The following is an 11,584-nucleotide window of genomic DNA, read 5'->3' on the forward strand; positions in this document are numbered from 1 at the left end:
TTATTAAGCGATATTTATCAACTACAAATTTAAGTGGAATTTTTTACTTGCCAACTTAAATTGAGGGGAAGGGTTAATTCTGTCATCGCGCACGAATTAAAGCCATTCTGACAATAAAAGGTTTTCAGAATATTCTTATGGGGATATATTAGCGAAAAATCACCTCTACGCGAAATGGCCTACACCTTATGTCAACGATGGATATTAAACCGCAAAAGGACGCAGTGATCCCTTTCCCCCGTCCCGTTCAGGCCCTCAATGATGGACATGAAATCGATCTCCTTGCCCTACTGGACATTCTGTGGAACGCGAAAAAACGCATCCTCACTATCGCTTTCTGCTCCGCCATGCTTGGGCTTATTGCCGCTCTCCTGCTACCACAAAAATGGACCAGCACTTCCGTCATTACGCCTGCTGAACGGACACAACTGGTTCCACTCAACACATTACTCGCAACGGTTCATGTGCTGGATGTTGATGTTAATGTGGATAGCGACAGCATTTTTAATCTGTTTATCAAGAAGTTTAATTCATCGGTTCTACTTGAGGAGTTCATTAAATCCTCGCCGTTACTGATGGGCCAGTTTGATGGTGTGAAGGTTGACCCGATGGATCTGCATCGCGCGATTGTCTCTGTTTCTGAGAAAATGAAAGCGGTGGATGATGCTGGCAATAGGAAAGAGCCTAACACGGCGTATAGCTCGTGGACGCTTTCATTCACAGGCCCACAGCCAGGGGAAGCGCAAAACATTCTGGCAGGCTACACGCAGTTTGTGGCCGATGAAGTGGTGAGGCAGACTCTTTCCAATATTCATGAAGCCGTGGCGATGAAAATTCAGGTCGAAAAACAGCGCCTGGAGCTGGATCGTGCGCAGCTGCAAAATGCGAAAGAGACCAAAATTAAGCGCCTGAATTATTCTTTGCAGGTGGCTAAAGCGGCCGGAATTAATAAGCCCGTCTACAGCCAGGGGCAAATGATAAAAGATGACCCTGATTTCTCCGTGACCTTAGGGGCTGACGGGATCAATAAAAAAATTGAAATCGAAAAATCTATTACCGATGTCTCAGAACTGAATGCGGATATCCTCAATCGCGAATATCGCCTAAGGCAAATTGAAGGGCTGAATATCCAGAATATTCACTTCCCGGTGGTGAATTATCAGCTTTCACCTTCTCTGCCTGTCAAGAAAGATGGCCCAGGGAAAAGCCTGATTATCCTGCTGGCTGCGCTGATGGGGGGAATGGTGGGTTGTGGCGTCGTTCTGCTGCAGAATGCGCGAGAGTCTCGCCGGACTCAACTTCTGCTTGATGAGCAAATGACTTAAAACTGCGATGAGTGAAGGAGGACAATGTCCTCCTTTTTTATATCGAAAAGGGCATTAAACCGTGACGGTGATTATAGGAAATCTTCGCGAATGGGCGTGAAGGTATCGAGCAGAACACCGGTTTTCAGGCATACACAGCCGTGCATCACGTGAGGTTGTTTGTAGAGCGTATCCCCGGTGCGCACAACCTGCGTTTCGTCCCCGATAGTAAATTCAAACTCACCCGAAAGCACCGTGGTCAGTTGTTCGTGCGGATGATTGTGCATCGGCCCAACCGCGCCCGTTTCGAAATGGACTTCCACCGCCATCATGTTGCCGCCATGCGCCAGAATACGGCGGGTGACACCGTTGCCCAAATCTTCAAGTGTTGTCTCGCTATGCAGAACAAACATCGCTATATCCTCAAATCAAAACATTGTTTCATTCAACTTATCTTAGCCGCTGAGAAATGAAAACTTGCTCGCTGAGAAGTGGAAAGTTGATCACAACTCTGGTTCACTGTGGAAAACACTCAGGAAGGACACCCCATGAAAACGATTGGTCTGCTTGGCGGCATGAGCTGGGAATCGACGATCCCTTACTATCGTCTGATCAATGAAGGGATCAAGCAGCGCCTCGGCGGATTGCATTCGGCGAAGATCCTGATGCATAGCGTCGATTTTCACGAGATTGAAGCCTGCCAGTCGGCGGGCGAATGGGACCGTGCGGGTGAGATGCTTGCGCAGGCGGCGGCAGACCTGGAGAGTATCGGCGCGGAAGGGATCGTGCTGTGTACCAATACGATGCATAAAGTGGCCTCGCACATTGAATTACGTTGTGGCGTGCCGTTTCTGCATATTGCCGATGCCACCGGGCGTGCTATCGAAAAACAGGGCGTGCGTAATGTCGCGCTGTTAGGCACGCGCTATACGATGGAGCAAGATTTCTATCGGGGCCGTCTTGAGCAAGAATTTTCGCTGAACACCCTTATCCCGAACGCCGATGAGCGAGCGCACATCAATCAGATTATTTTTGACGAACTGTGTCTCGGCAGCTTCACTGAGGCATCGCGGGCGTACTACGTGCAGGTGATTGAGCGGCTGGTAAGCGAAGGCGCAGAAGGCGTGATCTTTGGCTGCACCGAAATCGGTCTGCTGGTTCCCGCCGAGCGCAGTCCGGTGCCGGTGTTCGATACCGCCGCGTTGCATGCCTCTGATGTCGTCGATTTCATGCTTTCCTGACGCGATTGAGCTTTTCTTCCAGTGGCATAACCAGGGTCTGAACACTGCTTTGCAGATGCGTGATAAAGGCATCCACGAGCGCAGATCCTGGACGATGCAATGGGCGGATCAGGCTGACGGTAAAAGGCACGTCCACGCTGAAACGGCGAATTGCAATACCACTGTCGTCGCCGCTCCAGGCGTAATCCAGCGCAGTAAAGGGGTTTACCACGGAAATGCCCACGCCTGCGCGGACCATGGCGCAGATTGATGCGGCACTGTGGGTTTCTACCACCATCCTGCGATGAACGCTGTGTTCGGCAAACAGGCCGTCGAGTAACTGACGGTAGCTGTCGGTTCGTGAAAGGCTGATGTAATTCTGGCCTTCGAAATCTTGCGGCGTCAGCACCGTTTTTGCGGCCAGCGGATGGTTCGCTGGTAATACGCAGACTTCATTCATACTCAATAACGGCGTGCGCTCCGTGCCCGGTGGCGTGTGCAGTGTCTCCGTTAACCCCACATCATGGCGCTGCGCGGACAGCCACTCCTCAAGCAATGGCGATTCCTGCGGCACAATTTGCAGGCTGACGTCCGGGTAACGCGCCAGAAAAGGCTGCACAAGCGCCGGTAAAAAGGATTGTGAAAAGACTGGCAGGCAGACGACCGACAGCTCACCCTGCCGAAATTCACGAAGGCTTTCCGCCGTGCTGAGAATTCTGTCCAGCCCATACCACGAACGCTGCACTTCCTCGAACAACCGCAAACCCTGCACGGTCGGATGCAAACGCCCGCGATTACGCTCGAACAGTTTCAGACCCAGCACTTTCTCAAGCCTGGCCAGTTCACGGCTCACGGTCGGTTGCGAGGTATGCAGCATGGTCGCGGCTTCGGTCAGATTGCCGGTGGTCATTACCGCATGGAAAATTTCAATATGGCGTAAATTCACGGCGGGCATACCTTTTCCTTTCGCTGCGTTATCCATATCAATTTTGCATGAAGTATCGATAAAACGATATTTTTTATTCCACATGAGCTGTGGCGTAATCGTTGAAAAGCGAAATCACCGGAGTTTCACCATGCCACGCCCACTGAATAATACGGATACCGCCCTCAACGCTGAGAACCTGCTGCGCCTGCCTGCCGAATTTGGTTGTCCGGTGTGGGTCTACGATGCGGCGATCATTCGCCAGCAGATTGCGCAGTTGAGCCAGTTCGACGTGGTGCGTTTCGCGCAGAAAGCCTGTTCCAACATTCATATTCTGCGCCTGATGCGTGAGCAGGGCGTGAAGGTGGATTCCGTGTCGCTCGGTGAAATCGAACGCGCGTTGGCGGCGGGTTACGATCCGAAAACACATCCGGACGATATCGTGTTTACCGCTGATATGATTGATGAAGCGACGCTCGCGCGCGTCAGTGAACTAAAAATCCCGGTCAACGCCGGTTCTGTCGATATGCTGGCGCAGCTCGGCGCTGTTTCCCCTGGTCATCGCGTTTGGCTGCGTGTGAATCCGGGCTTCGGTCACGGACACAGCCAGAAAACCAATACTGGCGGTGAGAACAGTAAGCACGGCATTTGGTATAGCGATTTACCTGATGCACTGGAAGTCATCCAGCAATATCAGCTGAAGTTAGTGGGTATTCACATGCATATCGGCTCCGGTGTGGACTACGGTCATCTGGAGCAAGTGTGTGGCGCAATGGTGCGTCAGGTGGTGGAATTCGGTCAGGATCTGGAAGCCATTTCCGCAGGCGGCGGGTTATCTATCCCTTATCGTTACGACGAAGAAACCATCGACACCAATCACTATTTCGGTCTGTGGAATGCCGCACGAGAACAAATCGCTAAGCATCTGGGGCATCCGGTGAAACTGGAGATCGAACCGGGTCGATTCCTGGTTGCGGAATCAGGTGTGCTGGTGGCGCAGGTGCGCAGCGTGAAAAACATGGGCAGCCGTCACTTTGTGCTGATTGACGCAGGCTTTAACGATCTGATGCGTCCGTCAATGTACGGCAGCTATCACCACATTTCAGCCCTGGCGGCAGATGGGCGTGATTTATCGCAGGCCGCGTTGGTCGACACCGTTGTCGCAGGCCCGCTGTGTGAGTCAGGCGATGTGTTTACGCAGCAAGAAGGCGGCAAGGTGGAAACGCGTGAACTGCCAGAAGTCATGCCGGGAGATTATTTGGTGCTACATGATACCGGCGCGTACGGCGCGTCGATGTCGTCCAACTACAACAGCCGTCCATTATTGCCAGAAGTGCTGTATGACAACGGCAGCGCGCGGCTTATCCGTCGTCGTCAGACCATTCAGGAACTGCTGGCGCTGGAACTGTTCTGATAAAACGGGCCGATCGTTACCGATTCGCGTAACACCAGTTTTCCGGTAAATGCAGGAAGGGTTTCTATCGGCAAACCGTTGGCGAGTTTGATCGCCTGGTCGATAGCGGTGGTGATCATGTTGTCGATCGGCAAATAAACCGTTGAAAGCCCCGGCTCAAGCCATTTTGCGCTTGGCGCATCGTCGAAGCCGAATAAAGAAATATCCTGCGGAATTCTCAACCCCGCCTGATGCAGCGCTTTGGAAGCCCCTAACGCCATATCGTCGTTACAGGCAAACAGGGCGCTGAATTTCACCTTCTCTTCCAGCAACTGCTGGCACAGCTCATAGCCGCGCGTCATGCCGGAATCCCCGTACTTCACTTTGCTTTGATCCCAGGCGATGCCGTGCTTTTCCAGCGCGCTGCGGTAGCCCTGCAAACGCGCTTTGCCCGTTGGTGTATGAATCGGAACGGTGATGCAGGCGATATCGCGATGGCCCTGGGTTATCAGGTACTCGACTGCCTGAAACGCGGCATCCTGCTGTTCAAAGAAAACGCAGCGATCGCGTGCCTGACTGAGTTCACGGTTGATGACCACGACCGGCATAGCGATGGAGTCGATAAGCTTCATGATTGCTTTTTCGCTCATGAAACGGGTGTAGAGCACAATGGCATCGCACTGACGGTCGGCGAGCATCTGCACCGCTTGTTCTTCGCGCTCGGGCGTGTCGTGACCGTCGGTGACGATCAACTGTTTGCCGTGAGTTTCCGTCTGACGAGACGCCTGCTGCAGCAGGCGCCCGAAATAGAAACCATCAAAGGTGGACACCACCAGGCCAATGCTGTTGCTGGTCCGGTTCGCCAGGGAACGCGCCAAAAAGTTCGGGCGATACCCTAATTCTTCCATGGCTTTGTACACCTGCTTTCGGGTGCTTTCTTTGACCTGACCTGTGCCGTTCAGTACGCGGGAAACGGTCGCTTTCGACACGCCAGCGCGTAGTGAGACATCCAGCATTGTTGCCATTGTTGATTCCTGAAGCCACATAATTGCCGCAGTTTATCACAGACATTCAGGGGCATATCTTCTGCGTTCGTTACAAATAACTATCGCGATCACGCTTTTGACAGCGTTTCGCTGAAATACCCCTCTAAAAATTGCGTGGTATGCCAATGTGTCGATTTGTGATTTATTTGGAATGCCAAATTGTTCTGTGAGACCTCAGTCACAGAAGTTTGTCCGACACATCGCTATTTTTGGTATGCCAAATGGACCAAGGCTGTAAACCCATTTTGATAAAAGCCCACATTTGAGGTATCACCCCTATGGCATTTCAGGAAAAGTTAATCGATTCTCTGGGAAGTTTCGCCACTAAATTCAATAGCTACCGCTATATTATGGCGATCAAATCTTCTTTTATTACCCTCATGCCGGTGATCATCGTCGGCGCGTTCTCCGTATTGATTTCCAACATGGTGCTGGATCCGAAAAACGGTCTCGCCAGCTTCCAGTCGCTGTCGTTTCTTGCTGCACTCAAACCGATAACCGCAGCAATTAACTACGCCACGCTGAATTTTCTCAACATTGGCGCGGTGTTTTTAATCGGCATTGAATTGGGCCGAATCAACGGCATCAAGACGTTGTTTCCCGGCCTGCTGGCGGTGATCTGCTTTATCTGCGTCACGCCAACCACCGTGGAAATGATGGTCGATGGGCAAATGCATCAGGTCAAAGACGTGCTGCTGCGCCAGTTCTCTGACACTCGCAGTCTGTTCCTCGGCATGTTTATCGCCATTCTGTCGGTGGAAATCTATTGCTGGCTGGAAGGGCGTCCTGGCTTGAAGATTAAAATGCCGGATACTGTGCCACCAAACGTCTCGGCGTCGTTTTCGGCGCTGATCCCGTCGATCATCACTGTCACCGTTATCGCCACCTTTGGTTTCGTGTTCCATCAACTGACCGGCCTGTATCTTTACGATGCGGTTTATCAGGTAGTCCAGCAGCCGCTGGAGCGGGTAGTACAAAGCCTGCCGGGTATCTTGCTACTGATGTTTGTCGCGCAACTGTTTTGGGTGATTGGCATTCACGGTAATCAGATGATCAAACCGATCCGTGAGCCGCTGCTGCTGGGCGCTATCACCGTCAACATGAGCGCATTTGAGCAGGGCAAAGAAGTGCCGAACATCATCACCATGCCGTTCTGGGATGTGTACATGAGTATTGGCGGTTCCGGCCTGACCATTGGTTTGCTGATTGCGGTGATGATTGCGACCAAACGCAAAGAGATGAAGGAAATTGCCAAACTGTCGATTGGCCCTGGCCTGTTCAATATCAACGAACCGGTCATTTTCGGCATGCCGATTATGCTCAACCCGATTCTGGCGATCCCGTTCATCATCACCCCGTTAGTGACCGGTTCCATCGGTTACTTCGCCACCGCCGCCGGGTTTGCCGGTAAAGCCGTAGTGATGGTGCCGTGGACTACACCGCCGTTGATTAACGCCTGGCTTTCCACTGCCGGTTCGATGGGCGCGGTGATCACTCAGCTGATTTGTATCGTTACCTCCATCATCATTTATCTGCCGTTTGTGAAAATCGCTTCCCGCCGTGCCGAACAGGCGCAACTGCAAGCGCAACAGCAGGCCACTGAGAACGCATGAGGACGCAATGAGCCAGAAAACCATTACCATCCCACCGGATTTTATTCTCGGGGCTGCGGCTTCTGCCTGGCAAACGGAAGGCTGGAGTGGCAAAAAGGAGGGCCAGGATTCCTGGCCGGATCTTTGGTACAAAAACGACAGGCACGTCTGGCATAACGGCTATGGCCCGGCGATAGCGACGGATTTTATCAACCGTTTCCGCGAAGATGTCGCGCTGATGAAACAGGCCGGGCTGACGCACTATCGCACCTCCATTAACTGGTCGCGTTTTCTTACCGATTACGAAAATGTCACGGTGGATGAAGAGTACGCCGCCTATTACGACGCGTTGTTCGATGAGCTGAATGCCAATGGCATTACGCCAATGATTTGCCTCGAACATTACGAACTGCCCGGTTATTTGCTGGAAACATATGGCGGCTGGGCGTCGAAAAAAGTGGTCGAGTTATTTGTGCGCTACGTGGAGAAAGTCTTCGTGCGCTACCACCACAAAGTGATGCGCTGGTTCACTTTCAACGAGCCGATTGTCGTGCAGACGCGCGTATACCTTGACGCTTTGCGCTGGCCGTACGAACAGAACACCGGCACCTGGATGCAGTGGAATCACCACAAAGTGCTGGCGACGGCACGGGTGGTGAAGCTGTTCCGCGAGAAGGGCTATCGCGGCAGCGTGGGTTGTATTCTCAACCCGGAGGTGACGTATCCACGTTCCTCTGCGCCGCATGACGTGCTTGCCGCTGAACGCTACGATCTGTTCTACAACCGTGTGTTTCTCGATCCATTTGTGCATGGTGAATATCCGGCTGAGCTGTTTACGTTGCTGGAAAAACACCATGTCGCCTGGGATTACAGTCAGGAAGAACTCGATGAAATCCGCGCGAATACCGTGGATGAACTCGGCATCAATCTGTATTACCCGCATCGCGTAAAAGCGCCATCCCGTGCCTGGCATCCGGAGACTCCGTTCCATCCGGCCTATTATTACGAGCCGTTCGAGTTGCCGGGCAGACGGATGAACAAATCACGCGGCTGGGAAATCTACCCGCAAATCGTCTACGACATGGCGATGCGTATCAAAAACGAGTACCGCAATATTCCGTGGTTTGTCGCTGAAAGCGGGATGGGTATCGAGAATGAAGGCCAGTTCCGCAACCGCGATGGGGTGATTGAAGACGATTACCGAATCGATTTCATCAGTGAACATCTGTGGCAGACGCTGTGTGCGAAACAGGATGGCGCAAACTGTCACGGCTACATGCTGTGGGCGTTCACGGACAATGTGTCGCCGATGAACGCGTTCAAGAACCGTTATGGGTTGATTGAAATCGATCTGGAAAATAACCGTGCACGACGAGCGAAAAAATCAGCTGCTTGGTTCCGCAGATTGCGCGACAGCCGGACGCTAACGCTCAACGTGGATGATGAGCTGAAATAGCGGGGCTTCAGTAGCGGATGATTTTTGCTACTATAGCCGCCGATCGGGCTGCCAGGTAGGGCGGTCCGTGCATCCACTCGCAAGCAAACACAGGTGATATTGTGGAAAAGGCCGTTGTTCCGCCGGAAAAAAAACCTTACCAGGAAATTGGTGAAGACTTGCGTGCCCAGATTATGCAGGGCCTCTATCCGGTGGGATCCCGTTTGCCGCCAGAGCGAAACATTGCAGAAAAATATGGCGTCAGCCGCACTATTGTCCGCGAAGCGCTGTTGATGCTGGAATTGCAAGGCACGGTGGATATTCGCCAGGGTTCAGGCGTGTACGTGATGCGCATTCCGCAGGAAAACGACAGCGAAGAAGAGCAGATGCTCAACAGTGACGTTGGGCCATTTGAAATTTTGCAGGCGCGCCAGTTGCTGGAAAGCAACATTGCAGCCTTTGCCGCGAAAATGGCCACTCGTGCAGATATCGATAACCTCAAACGGATTATCGAGCAGGAACAGCGCGCTATCGCGGCAAATGATCACAGCCAGGACAACAGCAAAATGTTCCACCTGGTGCTGGCAGGCGCGACGCAAAACCAGATGCTGCTGACCACGGTCGAGAAAATCTGGCTACAAATGGACAGTAGCCCCATCTGGCAACAATTCAATGCACATATCGCCAGCCGGGCCTATCGCCTGAAATGGCTTGGCGACAGGCAAACCATTCTGGCAGCACTGCGCCGCCGTGATGTCATGGGGGCCTGGCAGGCGATGTGGCAACATCTTGAAAACGTTAAAAACAGTCTGCTGGAACTGTCCGATGAAGATGCGCCCGATTTCGACGGCTATCTGTTTGAATCTGTCCCCATTTTTCAGGGGAAATTGATGTGATCATTCAGCCATTGTATGAGGCCCCGCAGCACGCCCGACAAGTAACTGACTGGTTATGGCAGGCGTTCGGCGGTGTGGCGATGCCGCGTGAGTTTTTCTCCAGCATCATCGAACACAGTCAGCAACCCGACGCGCTGCCGCTGACGTTTGTGATGACCGACGGAGGCAAACTGCTGGCGACGGTAGGCTTGTGGCGCTGTGATCTGATCAGCCGTCAGGATCTCTATCCGTGGTTGGCCGCGCTGTATGTCGATGAGTCTGTTCGTGGGCAGGGCATTGCGGGGAAGTTACAAACCCATGTGATGGAGTACGCCCGCAGCAAAGGTTATAGCGAGCTGCATCTCTATTCCGCTTGCCGCGATTTCTATGAGCGGTTTGGCTGGCAATACATCGGTGATGGCATCGAATATCCCGCCACCACCGTGCATCTGTATCGCTACGAACTTTGAGTTTCAGCCAGCGCAATCACCGAATGACGCCGTACCAGCGTTGGGCTGAAAAGGTGCGTGATTTCCGGTAGCGGACGTTTATCGGCGAGTGCCAGCGCCAGTTCTGCGGCCTGTGTCGCCATCGTGATAATCGGGTAGCGCACGGTGGTTAAACGCGGTCGCACGTAGCGCGAAATCAGCACGTCATCGAAACCAATCAGCGAAATTTCCCCCGGCACATCGATACCGTTGTCATTCAGTACGCCCATCGCTCCGGCGGCCATCGAGTCGTTATAGCACGCGACGGCGGTAAAGTTTTTCCCGCGTCCTAGCAGTTCGGTCATCGCTTGTTCGCCACCGCTTTCATCCGGTTCACCAAAGGTCACCAGTCGCTCATTACACGGCAAACCGCTCTCTTTCAGTGCGTCGTAATAGCCCTGTAAGCGATCTTCGGCGTCTGAAATTGCGTGATTCGAGCAGAGATAACCAATTTTGGTGTGGCCCTGCTGAATCAAATGACGCGTCGCAAGCCAGGCGCCGTAACGATCATCGAGCGCGACGCAGCGTTGCTCAAAGCCGGGCAGGATCCTGTTGATCAACACCATGCCGGGGATCTGTTTCATCAGGCTAATCAGTTCTTCGTCAGGCAGCACTTTGGCGTGAACCACCAGGGCCGCACAACGGTGGCGAATCAACTGCTCAATGGCCTGACGCTCTTTTTTCTCATTATGATAACCATTGCCAATCAGCAGGAAATTGCCGGTGTGATAGGCCACTTGCTCTACGGCTTTGACCATCGCACCAAAAAAAGGATCGGAGACATCGCCTACCACTAACCCGACGGTTTCCGTCGATTGCTGCGCTAGCGCGCGGGCATTGGCATTCGGGTGATAGCTAAGGGCTTCCATCGCGGAAGAAACGGCCTGGCGTGAGGCATCGCTGGCTTTGGGAGAGTTGTTGATAACCCGGGAAACGGTGGCCACTGAAACACCTGCCATCCGGGCCACATCCTTTATTGTCGCCATATCATGCCTTTTAAGAGGGAAAACGGTTACACCTTCTCAGTGTTACGGAAAAGCCAGTGCTGTTCAAGGTTAAGCGCCAACGGCGTCACGCAAATGTGATGCAAAAGGGCGTGCACAGTGAAAAAGTTACACAGTACGTCACGGGCAATTGAAAATGAAAAAGGTGAATTCAAACCTTTGGTTACACTTTGCGATTAGCTGTTGCGAATGATCGCTGGAGGATTTATCAATCTGGTTGATACTCTGATTATCCCAGAGGTATTGATAGGTGAAGTCGACCCCCACGGGAAGGCCACTTAATTACACCAGCCTGCGCAGAT

Annotated in this window: 11 protein-coding genes; 7 read left to right on the forward strand and 4 right to left on the reverse strand. The window is 52.7% G+C overall.

Annotated features, from left to right (window positions below):
• The first annotated feature begins 188 nt into the window (after positions 1-188).
• Entirely contained in the window at positions 189-1,325 is a 1,137-nt protein-coding gene (wzz(fepE), locus tag VH187_RS12455; protein WP_329701766.1) for an LPS O-antigen length regulator Wzz(fepE), read from the forward strand.
• 71 nt (positions 1,326-1,396) lie between these two features.
• Here wzz(fepE) and VH187_RS12460 read toward each other — a convergent pair whose 3' ends face one another.
• The gene (locus VH187_RS12460) at positions 1,397-1,717 is read right to left on the reverse strand and encodes a cupin domain-containing protein (protein ID WP_329701767.1); all 321 of its coding nucleotides are present in this window, start codon (positions 1,715-1,717) and stop codon (positions 1,397-1,399) included.
• A 135-nt stretch (positions 1,718-1,852) separates the two neighbouring features.
• Between VH187_RS12460 and VH187_RS12465 the strand changes: the two genes are divergently transcribed.
• The gene (locus tag VH187_RS12465; RefSeq protein WP_329701768.1) at positions 1,853-2,545 is read left to right on the forward strand and encodes an aspartate/glutamate racemase; all 693 of its coding nucleotides are present in this window, start codon (positions 1,853-1,855) and stop codon (positions 2,543-2,545) included.
• On the opposite strand, the gene VH187_RS12470 is transcribed toward VH187_RS12465, so the two are convergent.
• Positions 2,532-3,479 (reverse strand): LysR family transcriptional regulator, encoded by a 948-nt coding sequence (locus VH187_RS12470; protein ID WP_329701769.1) that lies wholly within the window; start codon positions 3,477-3,479, stop codon positions 2,532-2,534. The two genes, VH187_RS12465 and VH187_RS12470, sit on opposite strands and share 14 nt — an antisense overlap.
• A gap of 121 nt (positions 3,480-3,600) precedes the next feature.
• On the opposite strand from VH187_RS12470, the gene lysA reads away from it, so the two are divergent.
• The gene (gene lysA, locus VH187_RS12475) at positions 3,601-4,863 is read left to right on the forward strand and encodes a diaminopimelate decarboxylase (RefSeq protein WP_329701770.1); all 1,263 of its coding nucleotides are present in this window, start codon (positions 3,601-3,603) and stop codon (positions 4,861-4,863) included.
• Here lysA and VH187_RS12480 read toward each other — a convergent pair.
• Positions 4,833-5,867, reverse strand: a complete 1,035-nt coding sequence (locus VH187_RS12480) for a LacI family DNA-binding transcriptional regulator (RefSeq protein WP_329701771.1) — start codon at positions 5,865-5,867, stop codon at positions 4,833-4,835. The genes lysA and VH187_RS12480 overlap by 31 nt on opposite strands.
• A gap of 299 nt (positions 5,868-6,166) precedes the next feature.
• On the opposite strand from VH187_RS12480, the gene VH187_RS12485 reads away from it, so the two are divergent.
• The 4 genes from VH187_RS12485 (at position 6,167) to VH187_RS12500 (ending at position 10,260) form a co-directional block, all read left to right on the forward strand.
• The gene (locus VH187_RS12485) at positions 6,167-7,501 is read left to right on the forward strand and encodes a PTS sugar transporter subunit IIC (RefSeq protein WP_329701772.1); all 1,335 of its coding nucleotides are present in this window, start codon (positions 6,167-6,169) and stop codon (positions 7,499-7,501) included.
• A gap of 7 nt (positions 7,502-7,508) precedes the next feature.
• Positions 7,509-8,936, forward strand: a complete 1,428-nt coding sequence (locus VH187_RS12490) for a glycoside hydrolase family 1 protein (protein ID WP_329701773.1) — start codon at positions 7,509-7,511, stop codon at positions 8,934-8,936.
• A 101-nt stretch (positions 8,937-9,037) separates the two neighbouring features.
• Positions 9,038-9,811 carry a GntR family transcriptional regulator gene (locus VH187_RS12495; protein ID WP_329701774.1) on the forward strand — a complete coding sequence of 258 codons (774 nt, stop codon included), beginning with the start codon at positions 9,038-9,040 and terminating at the stop codon, positions 9,809-9,811.
• A complete protein-coding gene (locus VH187_RS12500) occupies positions 9,808-10,260 on the forward strand; it encodes a GNAT family N-acetyltransferase (RefSeq protein ID WP_329701775.1) in 453 nt (150 codons plus the stop codon). The genes VH187_RS12495 and VH187_RS12500 overlap by 4 nt, the downstream gene beginning before the upstream one ends.
• On the opposite strand, the gene galR is transcribed toward VH187_RS12500, so the two are convergent.
• Complete coding sequence (gene galR / locus VH187_RS12505; protein ID WP_329701776.1) at positions 10,248-11,264, reverse strand: HTH-type transcriptional regulator GalR; 1,017 nt, start codon at positions 11,262-11,264, stop codon at positions 10,248-10,250. The two genes, VH187_RS12500 and galR, sit on opposite strands and share 13 nt — an antisense overlap.
• Positions 11,265-11,584 lie beyond the last annotated feature (320 nt).

The organism is Scandinavium sp., assembly GCF_036271055.1.
Lineage (GTDB): Bacteria > Pseudomonadota > Gammaproteobacteria > Enterobacterales > Enterobacteriaceae > Scandinavium.